Genomic DNA, 16329 nt, shown 5'->3' on the forward strand with positions numbered 1-16329 from the left:
TCGTCGACGAGGCTCAGCCGCAATTCACGTGACGGGAATGGGCTCGGCCCGGGCGGGCTGCCACCGCTGATGCGTGGATTCCGAAGGCGAATCGCCATCCGTCAGCAGCGCGAGCCTGGGGCGCACGGCGTCTGTGCGCGCCGTCGGCGGCTTGCGCGACCCCGCGCGGTACGGCGCGATCCAGTCCGCTCCCGCACCGCGGTAGGCCTGCTCGGCCGCCGCGTGCAGAGTCCAGTTCGGGTTGTACAGGTGTGTGCGCCCAAGGGCTACGAGATCCGCGCGGCCCGCGAGAAGGATGGAGTTGACGTCGTCGAACGACGAGATGGCGCCCACGGCGATCACCGACGCCCCGCGCGGCCGGGCGACGCGGTTGCGGATCGCGTCCGCAAAAGGGGTTTGGTAGCTGCGGCCGAATGCAGGCTTCTCCTCCTTCGCGATCTGCCCCGACGACACGTCGACGGCGGCTGCACCGTGGTCTATGAAAGCGGCAGCGATCCCAGCGGCGTCCTCGACAGTGTTGCCTCCTGGCAGCCAGTCGTGAGCCGACAGTCGCACGAACATCGGCCGATCGGACGGCCACACCTCCCGGACGGCATCCATCACCTCCAGAGGGAACCGAAGACGGTTCTCCCGAGTGCCGCCGTATCCGTCGCTGCGAACGTTGGAGATCGGCGACAAGAAGGAGGACAGGAGATACCCATGGGCCGCATGGAGCTCGAGCACGTCGAATCCCGCAGAAGCGGCCCGAGACGCGGCATCCCGAAACTGCTCGATGACCGCGTCCATCCCGGATCGATCCAGTTCGAGGGGGGCCTGGTTGTGGGGCCCGTACGGGAGGGCTGACGGTCCGAGCGTCTGCCAGTTGCCCTCGCTGAGGGGCTGATCGATGCCCTCCCACATGACCTTCGTGGATCCTTTTCGACCGGAATGCCCGAGCTGCACGCCGATCTTCGCGGTGGTCGTGCCGTGGACGAAGTCGACGATGCGGCGCCAGGCTTCCGCCTGGCCGTCGGTGTAAAGCCCCGCACAGCCGGGCGTGATACGTCCGACGTCCGATACGCACACCATCTCGGTCATGACCAGTCCCGCCCCTCCGGCCGCCTTGCTGCCGAGGTGCATGAGGTGGAAGTCGCCGGGGACTCCGTCGACCGACGAGTACATGTCCATCGCCGAGACGACGATCCGATTCTTGAGTTCGAGCGCGCCGATACGATGCGGCTGGAACATCGCCGGCGCGCCCCGTGTGCCGCCTTCGGCGTCGGCGAAACCGTCGTTGACGCGATCGGCGAACTCTGCGTCGCGCAGAGCGAGATTCTCGCTCGTGATCCGGCGGCTGCGGGTCAGCAGGTTGAAGGCGAACTGGAGCGGCTCCTGCTGCGCGTACTGTCCGATCGACTCGAACCACTCCAGGGACGCCTGCGCGGCGCGCTGGGTCGAGGCGACGACCGGGCGCCGCTCGGACTCATAGGCCGCGAGGGCAGCATCGACATGTGTGTGTTCGTGCATGCATGCGGCGAGGGCGAGCGCGTCCTCCATGGCGAGCTTCGTCCCCGAGCCGATGGAGAAGTGAGCGGTGTGCGCCGCGTCGCCGAGCAGGACGATATTGCCAGAACTCCACCGCTCGTTGCGCACGGTGGTGAAGTTCAGCCACTTCGAGTTGTTGCTCAACATCGCCGACCCACCGAGCTCGTCTGCGAAGATATCGGCCACCCGCGAGATGGATGCTTCGTCACTCGTGCCCGGCGGGAGGTGCAGCGCCTCGCTGGCATCGAAACCGGCCTTGCGCCACACGTCTTCATGCATCTCCACGATGAAGGTGCTGCCGGTGTCGGAATAGGGGTAGCCGTGGATCTGCATCACGCCGAACGGTGTCTTCTTCACGATGAAGGTGAACGCTTCGAACACCTTGTCGGTGCCCAGCCACATGTACTTCGACGTCCGAGCATCCAGCGCCGGCCCGAACACGTCCGCATGCCGCGCCCGGATCGACGAGTTCAGACCGTCCGCGGCAACGACGAGGTCGTAGTCCCGCGAGAGCATGTCGACGTCCGGGGCGACGCTGGAGAACCGCAGGTCCACGCCCAGTCCGCGGGCTCGCTCTTGAAGCAGGCGCAGCAAGTCCTTCCGACTCATTGCGGCGAAGCCCTGGCCGCCGACGGTGAAGTCCTCACCACCGAAGGCGATGTCGATATCCGTCCAGCGGGCGAATCGCCGGCTCATCTCGGCGAAGACGACCGGGTCCGCGCTCTCGATGCCGCCCAGGGTCTCATCGCTGAACACGACGCCGAACCCGAACGTGTCGTCCGCAGCGTTGCGCTCCCATACGACGATCTCGCGCGTGGGGTCGAGCAGCTTCGCGAGGATGGCGAAGTACAGTCCGCCCGGGCCGCCGCCGACGATCGCGACTCTCATGAGATTCCTCCTAAAGGCACGACCGCGCGTGCCGACGATGGGGTGGTGGGCGCGGTCACGGTGCGAGAACCAGACCCTCCTGGGCGACAGTGGCCACGAGCCGACCGTCGCGGTCGAAGAACCTGCCGGTCGCGAGTGCCCGCCCGCTTCCGACCGAAGCCGCTTCCTGGGCGTAGAGCAGCCAATCGTCCAGTCGCACGGGGCGGTGGAACCACATCGAGTGGTCCAGGCTCGCCGTCAGCAGGCCCGGGGATGACCAGTGCAGGCCGAGCACACGGAGCGCGGGCTCGAGAATGGTGTAGTCGCACACATAGGCAAGCGCGACCTGATGCAGGCGCGCATCGCCGTCGAGCCGGTCGAAAGGCCTCAGCCAGACCGCCTGATGCGGCGTGCGGTGACCGTCGTGCGTGACGTAAAGCGGGCTCGGGACGTGCCGCATATCGAAGCTTCTGCCGTGCGACCAGTAAGCCGCCGCATCCCCGTCGTAGCCGGCGAGCGCATCGGCCGAGGTGGGGAGGCTCTCCGGGGCCGGCATCTCCGGGACGCCCGGCTGGAATTCGGGCGAGTCGGCACCGGTGTGCAGCGATAGCATCGAGGCGAAGACGACTCTTCCGTGCTGCAGCGCTCTGACATTCCTCGCGGAGTACGCGCGGCCGTCGCGCAGAATCTCGACTTCGTAACGCACGGGAGCGTCGATGTCGACGGGCCGCAGAAAGTAGCCGTGCGTCGAGTGGACGGTCCGGTCCGAGTCCGCGGTCGCCGCCGCTGCGGCGAGCGCCTGGGCAACCATGTCCCCGCCATAGGCCTTCGGCCAGGGGACGTACTGCGGCTTCGCCTCGAACGCCCGGTCGTACAGGGTGGGCTCGATCTCCTGAAGTGCCACCGCACTCAAGAACCGCTGCGAGGTCGGGGTCATGCGCGGCGGAAGTCCGCAAGCAGCGCGTCGTCGACCTCGGGCAGGTTGACGACGATATTGTCTGGCGTGCGCGCAGTCAGCCACACGAGTTCCTCCGTCGTGGACATGTTCGCCTCGACGTGCGGCATGTAAGGCGGCACGAAGACCCAATCGCCGGCGGTCATGTCCAGCCACTGCCGATAGTCCTCGCCGAAGTAGATGCGGCCACGGCCGCGAAGCACGTACCCGCCTGTCTCGGCCTCGCCGTGGTGGTGAGGGAGCGATCGGTAGCCCGGTTCGTTGGAGACCTGCCCGAACCAGATTCGGGTCGCTTCGGTGTGCTGCGGACCGACTCCCGACACCCGGACGCCGCCCCCCGAAGAGAGGGTCTGCGAGTCCTCGTGGCCGGCGCGGGTCACCTGCGGCACCCGATCCCATCGGAGTTCGTCACTCATGCGTGTTCCTTCCGTGTTGCAGTGGCGAGCAGCTCCCGCAGTCGGAAGTGCTGAAGTTTGCCGCTCGGGTTGCGCGGGAGCGCCTCGGCGAAGTGGAGCTCGCGCGGATACTTGTAGGGCGCGAGGGTCGCCTTGACGTGATTCTGGAGTTCGAGCCGCTTCGCGTCATCGCCGGCGATGCCGTCGCGCAGCACGACGAATGCGGTCACGATGGCGCCGCGCTCGGCATCCGGCTTGCCCACCACTCCCGCCTCGAGGACGTCACGATGCGCGCAGAGCGCGGACTCGACCTCAGGAGCGCCGATGTTGTAGCCCGAAGAGATGATCATGCTGTCACTGCGCGCTTCGTACCAGAAGTAGCCGTCCTCATCGCGGCGGTAGGTGTCGCCGGTGACATTCCACCCGGACTCGACATACTTGCCCTGACGATCGCCGTGGAGGTACCGGCATCCGGTCGGGCCGATCACCGCGAGACGACCGAGCGCGCCGACCGGCGCCTCGTTGCCGTCGTCGTCGAGGATCGTCGCGCGGTAGCCGGGCACCGGGCGCCCGGTGCTTCCTGGTCGGATCGATCCGTCGGCGGCCGAGATGAAGATGTGGAGCATCTCGGTCGATCCGATGCCGTTGATCAGCTCGAGCCCGGCCTGATCGCGCACATCGCGCCACACTGCTTCCGAGAGGTGCTCTCCGGCCGACACGGCGCGGCGCACGCCGCTGAGCTTGGTGGCGGCGCCCTCGCGGATGATCGCGCGATAAGCCGTGGGGGCGGTGAACATCACCGTGATGCCGTATCGCTCGGCGAGGTCTGCGAGCTCGGACGGCGTCGCCCTTTCGATCAACACGGTGGAGGCGCCGAAGCGCAGGGGGAAGACGACGAGGCCGCCGAGCCCGAACGTGAATGCGAGCGGGGGCGTGCCGGAGAAGACGTCGTCGGGCACAGGGCGCAGCACGTGCCGGGCGAACGTGTCGGCGTTGGCCAGGATGTCGCGGTGGAAGTGGACGGTGATCTTGGGCGTGCCCGTGGTGCCCGAGGTGGGCGCGAGCAGCGCGACATCATCGGCGGACGTCTGCACGTCGTCATGCACCGTCGGGTGCGCGGCGGCCAGGCGTCCCAGCTCTCCCCCGTCGGTGGCGTCGACGTCGAAGGTGACGACGGTCTCCCTGGTCAGCGGCTCCTGGCCGACGATGTCGTCGACGTACCGGGAGTCGCACAGCGCGAGCTGCGGTCGCGTCGCCGCGAGGATCGGGGTGAGCTCGGCGGCGCGCAGCACATGCATCGTCGTGACGGCGATGGCACCGGCCTTCAGGACGGCGAGCCAGACGATCGCAAGCCACGGGGTGTTGGGTCCGCGCAGGAGCACACGATTGCCTGGGACGATCCCGAGGTCTTCCGTGAGCACGTGGGCGATCTGGTTGGCACGCTCGAGCACCTCGCCGTAGCTCCACGTCGTGCCCGCCGGAGCGCGCATGCACACGCGCTCAGGTCCGAACGAGGCGACGGCGCCGTTGATGAGCTCGGTCGCCGCGTTCAGCCGGTCGGGGTAGACGACGTCCGGGATCGTGAACTCGATCGTGGGCCAGGTCTCCTCTGCGGGCAGACTCGCCCGCGCGAAGCCGTCCACGTGCGCCGTCGATCCGAGTGGCATGCTCCCGCTCCTCGCGTCGAACCGGCACCATCGATTCCGGATTGGAATCAGGTCTATCCCATGTTCGTGACGCTCGTCAACAGATTCACCATACTGATGATGAAATCACTCATCCGCGCCGCGCAGACGGTCGGTCGGATGCCAAGTGCGTGGAGGCCGCCGAGAGGCGATGTGCTGTCCCTAGCGGTCGATCATGTCGCGCACGTATGCGAGCGCCGGTGACTCGAGCCGCAGGACGATCCGCTCCATCAGGCGGGTCGCGGCGTCGCCGGCCCAGTCGCGCCGGAGCAGCTCTCGCGGGAGGCCAGGATCGCGCAGCGGTAACGTCCTCCAGTCGTCCAACGCGAGCATGTAGCGAGCGAACGCCTCGCGCGGAGGGATGTCGCTCCCCCGCATCTCCAGAAAGTGGTCGAGGTCGGGCTGATGCCCGGTGACGAACTCGCGATAGAGACCGTCGAGGTGATCCAGATCCCACCCCGACCGCACCATGCGGATGAGCTCCTGCCCGCCCTCGTATCGGCCGACGAACACGTTCGTGTAGTCGCGCAGATCCAACGCGTCGATCACCTCGAGCGCCTCCGCGCGCATCCGAGCCGGCGCGAGCCATAGCCCTTGACCGATGTTGCCGAATCCGAGGCCAGCGAGTCGAGAGCGGAGCAGGTGCCGCTTCTCACGCTCCCGTTCGGGAACCGAGACGTTCGCCACGCACCAGCCGTCGGCGAGTTCGGCATGCTGCCGCGCGTGCCAGATCACCCGGTCGCCCGCGTCGAGAGCCTCCACCGCGAGCGGCGTGAGGGAGTAGCCGTTCCGCCCGCCTCGGCGCTCCTGAACCAACCATCCGCGTCTCTTGAGACGCGAGACGCTGGTGCGGATGCTGGACTCGTCCGCGCCGACTTCTTCGAGCAGCTCGACCATCGCGGCGACGGGGAGCCAGTTTCCGACGCGGCGGGAGAAGGCGCCGAGCAGCGTCACCAGGAGGGTTCGTGCCGTGTTCGCGCCCATGCCGCGTCCTTCCGGGGCGCAGAGTGGTCGACGCGGTGCACCGGAGCGGATGCGTCACGGGGGCGCCCGCTCCACCATAACCGCCCCGTGCCCGCCTGCTCGGTCAGGGCCGCGTGACGACGGCGATGCCCTGGATCTCGACCACCGCCTCGCGCTGCCACAGCTGCGTGACGCCGATGCCCGCCATTGCGGGATACCAGGCGCCGACGAGCTCCTTCCACACCGCGCCGATATCCCGGCCGCGTCGCTGGTACTCGTCGATATCGGTGAGGTAGATCGTAAGCGAGACCAGATCTGTCGGAACTCCACCGGCCGCTGTCAACGTGGTCAGCACGTTCTCGAGGGCTCGTCGGAACTGAGCGACGATGTCGCCGTCGACGATTCGGCCCTCCGCGTTCAGGGCCGTCTGCCCGCCGAGGTAGACGACATTGTCGGCGAAGACGCCGTGGGCGAAGCCGACGGGCGGCGCGAGCTCCCGGGGATTGACCAGCTGCGGCATGACTGCTCTCCTTGCGTCGACGGTTGCGGCAATGATACCTCTCCTTGTCGTGACGTTCGCAATCCAAATGGGATGATTGCCCAGAGGTAGGAGACTCGTCAGACCCGCGTCTCGCCCTCCAGTCGCCGCAGATGCAGATATACGGTGCTCTTGGAGATGCTGAGCGCCTCGGCGACGAGGGCGACGGAATTCTTCAGCCCGAAGATGCCGCGCGCCTCGAGCTCGCCGATGACTTCCCTGTTCTTGTGCGCGAAGGCGATCCCGTTGTCGTCGAGCACCTTCTGCTGAATCGCTCCCAGCGTCTCGAGGATCAGAGTCTCCGCCGAGTCCACGAAGCTCTCGGCGCGCATCGGGGACTGCTTGCCCTCGACGAGATTCTCGATGATCGAAGAGACCGGTGTCGACAGGTAGAAGTTGATGCAGATCAGCCCGATGACGCGGGAGTCCTCCCCCGCGATGGTGATGGTCGTGGACTTGAGCCGTTCACCCCGCTTGTCGACCACGAAGTAGCTGATGTGGCCCTCGTTCACCCCGCTCTGGCGGATCTCGCTCAGCATCGTCAGCGCCAGGTCGGTGATCGGCGCACCGACGGTTCGGCCGCTGTAGTGGCCGTTGACGATGTGGATGACCGAGCACTCGAGGTCCTCGAGGCTGTGCAGGACGATCTCGTAGCCCGCGCCGAGGTAGTCGGCGAGCCCGTCGACGAAGACGGTGCTCGCCGACATCACCGTGCGGTCGACGGCGGTGAACTCCATGCCCCTTATTGTCGCGTAGCCGACGTCGTCGGCGGCGTCGTCATGGGCCATCGTGGGCGCGTGCGTGCTCACTTGACCCGCTCCAGTCCTGACAGCGAGCGCGCGATGCGATCGATCCCCTCCGTGAAGGTGGCCTCGTCCGGTGCCGCGCCGTACATGATCCGCAGGTGGTTGCTCCCACGAGTGCCGAACATCGTTCCGGGGAGGACGCCGACCTGTGCGTCGTCGATGAGGTGATCTCGCACGAACTCAGCCGTCCCGAGGGCTCCGACATCGGCCCAGAAGTAGAAGCCGCCGTCCGGCAGCGGACAGTTCACCCCGTCGATTCCATCCAGCACGCGCTGGCCGTACGCGCGGCGCTGGCGGAAGACCTCCACCCACGCGTCGGCGTATGCCGGGTTGTCGTACGCCGCGGCGACCCCGTACTGGGCGAAGGTGTTCGTCGCGCCGTGCATGTTGAACGTGGCGAGCTTCAGCACATCCACGATCTCCTTCCTCGCGGCGATGTACGCGACCCGGAACCCGCTGAGACCGAGGTCCTTCGACGTGCCGAAGATGGTGACCGTCCGCTCCCACATGCCGGGCAGCGTGGCGAAGTCCACGTACTCTCTGCCGTCGTACACCTGTCGCTCGAAAGCCTGATCGACGATCACCATGAGGTCGTGCCGCTCCACGACCTTCGCGAGCGCCTCGAGCGTCGCGCGCGAGTAGACCGTCCCGGTGGGGTTGTTCGGGTTGGTGAGCACGATGCATCTCGTCCGGGGGGTGATCGCGCGCTCCACCTCGTCTGCCCGAAGCTGGTAGCCGTCCTCCGCGTACACCGGCACGGACACGCTCGTCGCGCCGATCTGCTGCACGTCGTTGAAGTTCTCCGCGAACCCGGGATCCACGTTGAGGACCTCGTCGCCCCTATTCGGCCGCACGCACATGCGGATCGACATGTAGAGCCCGAATGCGGCGCTGGGTACGACGATGAGCTCGGTCTCCGGGTCGACATCCATCCCGTTGAACGAGGCCAGCTTCCGGACGAGCGAGTCCTTCAGCGTCGGCTCCATGAAGCCGTTGCCCACCGAGTAGTGCGTCCGCCCCGCGTCAAGGGCGTCCTTCACCGCATCGATGACGTGCGCCGGCAGCACAGCACGCGGCGCGAACGGATCGGCGCCGAGGAAACTGATGCTGCGCTGCGGATCGAGCCGGGCATACGGCCCGAAGTCCGGCGCGTTCAGCGCCAGCCAGCTGGGGTCGATTCTCATCCGACCCCCACCGCTGCGGCGTAGGCGATCGCGTCGATCTCCACCCCCACGTTCTTGGGAAGTGCCGCCACCTCCACGGTGCAGCGTGCCGGTGGCACCACTCCCGAGAAGAAGGACGCGTATGCCTGGTTGACCTCGTCGAAGCGCGACAGGTCTGTCACGTAGATCGTGGTTCGCGCGATGTCGTCGACGCCGAGCCCGGATGCCTCCACCACAGCGCGCAGGTTGCTCAGTGCCATCTCGGTCTGACGACCGAAGCTGTCCGGCGCCGGGTCGCCCGGGGCCGCCGGGTCCAGCGGAAGCTGTCCGGAGACGAACAGCAGATCGCCGACCCGGATCGCCTGCGAGTACGGTCCGACCGCGGCCGGCGCGAGATCCGTCGAGATCGCCGTTTTCTGCGATCCGCTGTCGCCCCCGCTCACAGGGGCAGCTCGAACAGATCGCGGTCGAAGACGGTGAGCGATTCGGATCCCGTCTCCGTCACGAGCACCATGTCCTCGACGCGCATGAAGCAGTTGCCGGGCCACCACAGCTTGGGCTCGACGCACATCACCATCCCGGGCTCGAAGACCGTCTTCTGGTCGCTGTGGATCCAGGGGTGCTCGTGGACGTCGATGCCGATCTGGTGCCCCATGAGCCCGAAGTCGCCGTACTTCATGAGGTACTTGCTCAGGCCGTGGGCCTCCATGACGCTGAACACGGTGTCGAAGGTGAAGTCCATCGCCTCGCCGGGCTTGATGCGATCGATCATCAGCAGCTGTCCCTCCTGGAGCGCGCGGTACGCGTCGGCGATCTCACGTGGGGCGGGGCCGCTGTAGAACGAGCGTCCGTAATCCGAGGAGTAGCCGTCGATGACGTAGCCGAAGTCGAATCCGATCGAGGTGCCGGGGCGCAGCGGAGCCGTCTCCGAATGCCCCGCGATGTCCTCGCTCTCGGGCGCGCCCGTGTTGACGTACCGCGCCGTCGGAGGAAACGGCAGGTCCAGCAGCCGGCCTTCGCGAGCGACATCGATCATGGCATCCTCCACCTCGCGGGAGGAGATGCCGGGACGCAGGATCTCGACGATATCGGCCATCACGTCGTCCGTGAACGTCGCCACCCGACGCAGCCGCGCGATCTCGTTCTCGTCTTTGATCACGCGCAGCCGGTTGCCGTAGTCCTCGGCGTCGACGGCCGGGATCTCAGGGTTGATCTGACGGATCTGGCTGACGAGGAACGGCGCGCAGCTCTGGCCGTAGCCGACGCGGCGGTCCTTGAGGTAGGGGATGAGCCGGTCGGGGAACTCGGCGAAGAACGCGATGTCCTTGCGCACATCGATGTGCCCCATGTCACGCAGTCGCTCCCACGTGAGCAGCAGCACCGGCTCGTCGTCGACGGGGACGATCAGCAGGGCGTCCGGCAGGTTCATCATGTGCCCGTTGAAGGTGGGGTCCTCGAACAGGGGAAGGCCGCCGGTGTACATCGTCCGCTGCCAGAAGAAGGACGAGTCGTCGAGGAAGTACTGCAGGTTCGCGCTCGTCGCGTAGACGGCGACTTCGACCCCATCCGCGTGCATCAGGTCCTGCAGACGGCTGATTCGTTGCTTGTTCACGTCGATCTCAACTTTCTCTTGTAATACGTGCGCTCCGCGGACGAGGTGTCAGCGGGCATCCTGAAGGCGGCGGAGGAAGCCCGCCAGGAAGAGGCAGACACGTTCGAAGGATGCGACCTCCATCGCCTCGTCGAAGGTGTGGGCGCCGGTGATGTAGGGGCCGAGCGCCACCGTCTCGAGCCCGGGAAGGTTCGCTGCGAAGTATCCGAGCTCGACGCCGGCATGCGCCGCGAGCATGTCGATGTCTTTGCCCCACAGCTCTCGCATCGCCTCGGCGTAGCTGTCGCGGAAGGGCGAGACCGGCCGGAACGACAATGCCGGGTGGCTGGGACCGGCTTCGGCGTCGAATCCGAAGAGACGTGCGATGCGCACGACGTCGCTGACCACGTCGTCGAGCTGCGCCTCGACAGAACTGCGGGTCGAGACGATGATGCTGGTCTCGCCGGCTTCGGCATGGACGGCCGCCAGGTTGCAGCTGGTCTGCACGGCGCCCGCGAATGTCGGGCTCATCTGCAGAACTCCACTCGGGATCAGCAGGATGGCGGCGCAGAGCTCGGCCGTTACCGCGTGGGACATGACGTCTCGGCTCTGCTCGTCGACGTCGAACTCGATGAGCATGTCGGGATCCGTTGCCGTTCGCTGTCCTGTCTGAGCGTCGACGGCAGCGGCCAGAAGCGCACGGAGGCTCTCCTCAGGTACGCCGTCGGCGACGAAGGCGGCACGGCTCGCGCCGGGGATCGCGTTGCCTGCGTCGCCGCCATCGAGCTGCGCAAGGCGGATGTGGACTCCGTGCGCACGCAGGTGATCGAGGATGCGAGCAACCACTTTCACCGCGTTCGCGCCGCCCTTGTGGATCTCCACGCCGGGGTGCCCGCCGACCAGACCTGAAACCGACAGCGTCACGACGGTGCCCGCGGCCTGCTCCGGAACCCACTCGTGGGAGAGGGTGAAGCGGCGGCCGCCGGCGGTGGCGACGAGGCATTCGGCCTCGTCCTTGGCATCGAGCCCGACCATGCGGCGTCCGCGCAGCGACGAGTAGTCGAATTGGGCCGCGCCGCCCATTCCCGACTCCTCCTCGACAGTGAACACGCATTCGAGCGGGGGGTGTTCGAGGGTCGGGTCATCGAGAATGTAGAGCATCGCGGCGACACCGCAGGCGTCGTCCGAGCCGAGCGAGGTCCCCTCGGCCCGCAGCCATCCGTCTTCGACGCGGAGCTTCAGCGGCTCGGTTGCGAAGTCGTGCTCGACGCCCTCGCGCTTCACGCAGACCATGTCGGTGTGCCCCTGGAGGATCACCGGCGCCGCGCCCTCGTACCCGGGCGAAGCATCCTTCTCGATCACCACGTTGTTGATCGCATCCCTGCGGTGGCGAAGGCCCCGCTCACGGGCGAAGTCCACGATGTACTCGCTCACGGCTCGCTCATCGCCGGAGTTGCGGGGGATCGCGCTGATCTCCTCGAAGAATCGGAAGTACGGCTTGCTGTGATCCAGCACATTCGGCACGGCGGTCACCTTTCTCTGCAGACGGTCCGCCGGGCGGCGGAGGCGGATGGACGAAGCGGCTCTGAGGAGCGGGGCGACGGGAGGGCTGCCCGGACGCGGTCAGTACGCGAGCACGCAGGACACGACATGGCCGGGCTCCACCTCCACGGGTCTCGGGGTCTCGACGCGGCAGAGCTCCGTCGCGAACGGGCAGCGACCGGCGAAGCGGCATCCGACGGGTGGATCGATGGGCGAGGGGATGTCGCCGCGCAGGACCATGCGCCCCTCTGCGGACTTCTCGTCCGCCGTGAAGGCGGGAACCGCGGACAGCAGGGCCTGCGTGTAGGGGTGGCGGGCATCTCCGAAGATCTGATCGTTCGTCCCGCGCTCGATGATCTCGCCGAGGTACATCACCAGGACTTCGTCGCTGACGAAGCGCACGACGTTCAGATCGTGCGAGATGAACAGATAGGTGAGCCCCATGTCCTCCTGCAGGTCCTTGAGGAGGTTCACGATCTGGGCCTGAACCGACACATCCAGCGCCGAGACCGCCTCGTCGCACACGATGAACTCCGGGTTCGTCGCAAGCGCGCGAGCGATCGCTATGCGTTGCCGCTGCCCGCCGGAGAACTGATGAGGGTACTTGGTCGAGGCCTCCGGCCCCAGGCCGCATCGGACGAGCAGCTCGTCCACCATGTCACGCAGCTCGCTGCCACCCCTCGCCATGCGGTGGGCTGCGAGTCCCTCGCCGACGATCTCACGCACGCGCATGCGGGGATTCATCGAGGAGAACGGGTCCTGGAAGACCATCTGGCGTCGGCGAGTGAGCTCGAACGTTTCGCTGCGGCTGGCGTTTGCCACGTCGCGGCCGCCGAACGCGATCTCGCCGGAGTCCGAGGCGAGGAAGCCCATGAGGAGGCGGCCCACGGTCGACTTGCCCGATCCGGATTCCCCGACGAGGCCGAGGACCTTGCTCTTGGGGATCTGGAACGACACGTCGTCGACGGCGTGCACGAAGCTGCCGGACCTGCGGAACAGTCCGTCGCCGACCGGGAAGTGCTTGACGAGGTTCGAGGCGCGGACGAGAGGCTCGTCGGCGGCGGACGGCAGCGCCTCGCCTGCGGGGAGAACCGTCCGCTCGTGCGCGCGCAGGATGCGGATGTCGTCGGCGCCGGCCCTGCCGCCGGCGACGCCGAGGTCCACACCGGCTTCACCTCCGTGGGTGCGCAGATCGACCCCGGCCGGGCCGCCGTCGACGGCGTCCACGATGCGCACGAGCTCCGCGCTCGACGCGAACTCGGTGCTGCGCATGAGCTCGGGGCTGAACTCGAGGTCGACAGCGTGCATGAGCTCCGCCCCGAAGTCAGGCTCCGCGCTCTCGTCCCACTCGACGGCGAGGTCGGAGTCGGCCACGACCATCTCGGCCGGATCGTCGGCACGGGCGACCGCATCCAGGTTCCAGCACGAGACGACGTGCTCGCCGCCGAGATCCGTCGGCTCGGGGAACTCCTCCGCGCACTGCGCGGTGGCGAACGCGCAACGGGTCTGGAAGGGGCATCCCCCCGGCATGTTCGCGAGGGACGGCACCGTGCCGGGGATCGTCTTGAGCCGATCGCCCGACTGCGAAGCCCCCGGATGGGAATCGATGAGGCTGCGCGTATAGGGGTGGCGCGGATCGGCGAACAGCTCGGCCTTCGGCGCGGCCTCCACGATCCGTCCGCCGTACATGACGAGCACACGATCGGCCATCTCGTTCATCGCGCCGAGATCGTGCGAGATGAAGATGATGGAGCAGCCCTCCTCGTCCTTGAGCTCATTGAGCATGTCGAGGATCTGCGCCTGGATCGTCACGTCGAGGGCGGTGGTCGGCTCGTCGGCGATGATCAGCTTCGGCCCGGCGATGAGGGCCATAGCGATGACGACGCGCTGGCGCATGCCGCCCGAGAGGGTGAAGGGGTACCGCTTCATCACCAGTTCGGCGTTCGGGATGCCGACGCGCGACAGGTAGCCTACGGCGCTCTCCCATGCGGCAGCCTTACTCACTCTGCGGTGCAGATGAAGAGCCTCGGTCAGCTGGTCGCCGATCGTGAAGAGCGGGTTCAGGGCGGTCATGGGCTCCTGGAAGATCACGGAGATCTCCCCGCCGCGCAGTTGCTGAAGGCGCTTGCCCTTCATCGTGAGGGTGTCCTCGCCCTCGAACAGCGCAGTGCCGCCGACGATCTTGGCCGGCGTGTTGTTGAGCAGTTGCACGAGGGACATGCAGGTGACGCTCTTGCCACTGCCCGACTCGCCGACGATGCCGAGTGTCTCGCCGCGCCGCACGGTGAACGATACGTCGTTCACCGCTCGGTGCTCGGCGCCGTCGACATAGAAGTACGTCTTGAGGTTCTGTACGTCGAGAACCGTCTCTACCGGGGTGGAATACACAGGACCTCTACCTCATCCGGGGGTCGAAGGCGTCGCGGACCCCGTCGCCGACGAGATTCATGGACAGCGCGGCGAGCGTGATGGCGCCGCCGGCGAAGAAAAGAAGGTGCGGTGCTCGGCTGATGTACTCCGTCGCCGCGTTGAGCATGCTCCCCCACTCGGGGGCGGGCGGGTTCACCCCCATGCCGATATACGACAGCCCCGCCGCTCCGAGGATCATCGCGGCGAGCGCCATGCTCCCCTGAACGATGATCGGGCCGGCGGCGTTGGGGATCACGTGCTTGAAGATGATCCCGACCTGGTTGGTACCTGCGCCGCGCGCGGCGACAATGAAGTCCTGCTCGGATATGGAGAGGATCACGGAGCGGATCATTCGCGTGAACTCCGGGCTGCTGGCGACGGTCATCGCGATCATGAGGTTGAGCATGCTGGGGCCGAGCGCAGCCACGATCGCGAGCGCGAGGAGCAGAAAGGGGATCGAGGAGAGGATGTCGCACGTGCGCATGATCACGGTGTCGATCGCGCCGCCGTAGAGTCCCGCGATCGCCCCGAGGATCGTGCCGATGAGGAGCGAGATCGCGGTCGCACCGATCCCGATGGCGATCGACGAGCGGGCTCCATGGACGATACGTGCGAAGACATCCCGTCCGTACTCGTCCGCTCCGAACAGGTGCTCGAGGCTCGGGCCCTGGAGCCGGATGGCGGCGTTCTGCGTGATCCCGCTCTGGTACGGGACGATGAGGTCGGCCAAGAGGGCGACCATGATGACGATCCCGAGGATCACCAGGCCGACCACCGCGGGGCGATTCTTGCGGAACGCCCGGATGACCTGAGCGGCCACGCTCTGGCGGGCACCGTCGGTCTTGGGGACGCGAGTGCTGCGAGGAGATGTCACGCCTGTCTCCTGTTCTGGTAGCGCTGGCGCACCCGCGGATCGACGACGGCGTGCAGGATGTCGACGAGCAGCATGACGATGCAGAAGAAGACGGCGAGCACGACGGTGCAGGAGAGCACGATGGGCATGTCCTTCGCACGGATCGCGACCAGGAGATAGTTGCCGACACCCGGGAGATTGAAGATGTTCTCGACGATGACGCTTCCGCCGACGACGGCGCCGAAGCTCACTCCGACGAGGGTGATGATCGGAATCAGTGCGTTCTTGAGGGTGTGCTTGAGGATGGTGCGCGCCTCCGACGCTCCCTTGGCGCGTGCCGTGCGCACGTAGTCCTGTCGGATGGCGTCGAGCATCGTGGTGCGCGCGAAGCGCATGACGACGGCGACCGTGCCGGCGGTGAGCGTCAGCACCGGGAGGATGTATCCGGCCGGACTGCTCACTCCGCTCGCGGGCAGCCAGTGGAGGGTGACGGCGAAGACATAGATGAGGAGCAGGCCGACGAAGAAGGTCGGCACCGACGCGAAGAGGAGAGCGGTCACCGTCGACTGGACATCCAGAGCGGAGCCTTGCTTGACCGCGGCGAGCACGCCGATCAGAACGCCGATGATCGTCGACACCGCAAGCGCCCACAACCCGAGGGTGAGAGTGACCGGCAGGCGCGAGAACAGGTCGCCGGTGAAACTGGTGCGGGTGCGGTAGGACACCCCGAGGTCGCCTTGCGCGAGGTTGGCGAGATAGTCGAAGAACCGGATGAAGAACGGTCGGTTGTAGCCGAGCTCCTCATTCATCGCGTCGACAGCGGACTGGTCGGCGCTGAGGCCGAGCAGGAGCCGGCCGGGGTCGCCGGGGGTGAGCGACATGATGCAGTAGACGATGAACGCCACACCGACCACCGTCGGGATGATGTACAGCGATCGCCTGATCGCGTAGATGCCCATTCGCCCTCATTCTCGTGAGGATCGCTCTCCGCCGATGCGGCGAGCGATCCGGGGCCCGACCCGGCGACGGGTGCGTCTG

Annotated in this window: 14 protein-coding genes; all 14 read right to left on the bottom strand. The window is 67.0% G+C overall.

The window, feature by feature from the left end; translation table 11 throughout:
- Positions 1 to 24 precede the first annotated feature (24 nt).
- On the bottom strand, positions 25 to 2412 hold the full coding sequence (locus OL358_RS04440; protein ID WP_264708732.1) for a bifunctional salicylyl-CoA 5-hydroxylase/oxidoreductase: 2388 nt from the start codon (positions 2410 to 2412) through the stop codon (positions 25 to 27).
- A gap of 55 nt (positions 2413 to 2467) precedes the next feature.
- Positions 2468 to 3328: an acyl-CoA thioesterase gene (locus OL358_RS04445; RefSeq protein WP_264708733.1), complete on the bottom strand. Its 861-nt coding sequence runs from the start codon at positions 3326 to 3328 to the stop codon at positions 2468 to 2470.
- Positions 3325 to 3762, bottom strand: a complete 438-nt coding sequence (locus OL358_RS04450; protein ID WP_264708734.1) for a cupin domain-containing protein — start codon at positions 3760 to 3762, stop codon at positions 3325 to 3327. Before OL358_RS04450 ends, OL358_RS04445 begins: the two co-directional genes overlap by 4 nt.
- On the bottom strand, positions 3759 to 5408 hold the full coding sequence (locus tag OL358_RS04455) for an AMP-binding protein (RefSeq protein WP_264708735.1): 1650 nt from the start codon (positions 5406 to 5408) through the stop codon (positions 3759 to 3761). The genes OL358_RS04450 and OL358_RS04455 overlap by 4 nt, the downstream gene beginning before the upstream one ends.
- 180 nt (positions 5409 to 5588) lie before the next feature.
- Positions 5589 to 6410, bottom strand: a complete 822-nt coding sequence (locus OL358_RS04460) for a PaaX family transcriptional regulator C-terminal domain-containing protein (protein WP_264708736.1) — start codon at positions 6408 to 6410, stop codon at positions 5589 to 5591.
- Positions 6411 to 6513: 103 nt separating this feature from the next.
- Positions 6514 to 6909: a RidA family protein gene (locus OL358_RS04465; RefSeq protein WP_264708737.1), complete on the bottom strand. Its 396-nt coding sequence runs from the start codon at positions 6907 to 6909 to the stop codon at positions 6514 to 6516.
- Positions 6910 to 7007: 98 nt separating this feature from the next.
- Positions 7008 to 7736, bottom strand: a complete 729-nt coding sequence (locus tag OL358_RS04470) for a transcriptional regulator (protein WP_264708738.1) — start codon at positions 7734 to 7736, stop codon at positions 7008 to 7010.
- Complete coding sequence (locus OL358_RS04475; RefSeq protein WP_264708739.1) at positions 7733 to 8917, bottom strand: pyridoxal phosphate-dependent aminotransferase; 1185 nt, start codon at positions 8915 to 8917, stop codon at positions 7733 to 7735. The genes OL358_RS04470 and OL358_RS04475 overlap by 4 nt, the downstream gene beginning before the upstream one ends.
- The gene (locus tag OL358_RS04480) at positions 8914 to 9339 is read right to left on the bottom strand and encodes a Rid family detoxifying hydrolase (protein ID WP_264708740.1); all 426 of its coding nucleotides are present in this window, start codon (positions 9337 to 9339) and stop codon (positions 8914 to 8916) included. The genes OL358_RS04475 and OL358_RS04480 overlap by 4 nt, the downstream gene beginning before the upstream one ends.
- On the bottom strand, positions 9336 to 10508 hold the full coding sequence (locus OL358_RS04485) for a M24 family metallopeptidase (RefSeq protein ID WP_264708741.1): 1173 nt from the start codon (positions 10506 to 10508) through the stop codon (positions 9336 to 9338). Before OL358_RS04485 ends, OL358_RS04480 begins: the two co-directional genes overlap by 4 nt.
- A gap of 48 nt (positions 10509 to 10556) precedes the next feature.
- Entirely contained in the window at positions 10557 to 12011 is a 1455-nt protein-coding gene (pepD, locus tag OL358_RS04490) for a beta-Ala-His dipeptidase (RefSeq protein WP_264708743.1), read from the bottom strand.
- A gap of 99 nt (positions 12012 to 12110) precedes the next feature.
- Complete coding sequence (locus OL358_RS04495; RefSeq protein WP_264708744.1) at positions 12111 to 14417, bottom strand: ABC transporter ATP-binding protein; 2307 nt, start codon at positions 14415 to 14417, stop codon at positions 12111 to 12113.
- Positions 14418 to 14424: 7 nt separating this feature from the next.
- Positions 14425 to 15312 carry an ABC transporter permease gene (locus OL358_RS04500; protein ID WP_264708745.1) on the bottom strand — a complete coding sequence of 296 codons (888 nt, stop codon included), beginning with the start codon at positions 15310 to 15312 and terminating at the stop codon, positions 14425 to 14427.
- Entirely contained in the window at positions 15309 to 16250 is a 942-nt protein-coding gene (locus tag OL358_RS04505; RefSeq protein WP_264708746.1) for an ABC transporter permease, read from the bottom strand. Before OL358_RS04505 ends, OL358_RS04500 begins: the two co-directional genes overlap by 4 nt.
- Positions 16251 to 16329 lie beyond the last annotated feature (79 nt).

This window comes from Microbacterium sp. SSM24 (assembly GCF_025989145.1).
Lineage (GTDB): Bacteria > Actinomycetota > Actinomycetes > Actinomycetales > Microbacteriaceae > Microbacterium.

Bases quoted from the DNA above. Each gene is read 5' to 3' on its own strand.
- OL358_RS04440 (WP_264708732.1), bottom strand. From the start codon at position 2,412: ATGAGAGTCGCGATCGTCGGCGGCGGCCCGGGCGGACTGTACTTCGCC.
- OL358_RS04445 (WP_264708733.1), bottom strand. From the start codon at position 3,328: ATGACCCCGACCTCGCAGCGGTTCTTGAGTGCGGTGGCACTTCAGGAG.
- OL358_RS04450 (WP_264708734.1), bottom strand. From the start codon at position 3,762: ATGAGTGACGAACTCCGATGGGATCGGGTGCCGCAGGTGACCCGCGCC.
- OL358_RS04455 (WP_264708735.1), bottom strand. From the start codon at position 5,408: ATGCCACTCGGATCGACGGCGCACGTGGACGGCTTCGCGCGGGCGAGT.
- OL358_RS04460 (WP_264708736.1), bottom strand. From the start codon at position 6,410: ATGGGCGCGAACACGGCACGAACCCTCCTGGTGACGCTGCTCGGCGCC.
- OL358_RS04465 (WP_264708737.1), bottom strand. From the start codon at position 6,909: ATGCCGCAGCTGGTCAATCCCCGGGAGCTCGCGCCGCCCGTCGGCTTC.
- OL358_RS04475 (WP_264708739.1), bottom strand. From the start codon at position 8,917: ATGAGAATCGACCCCAGCTGGCTGGCGCTGAACGCGCCGGACTTCGGG.
- OL358_RS04505 (WP_264708746.1), bottom strand. From the start codon at position 16,250: ATGGGCATCTACGCGATCAGGCGATCGCTGTACATCATCCCGACGGTG.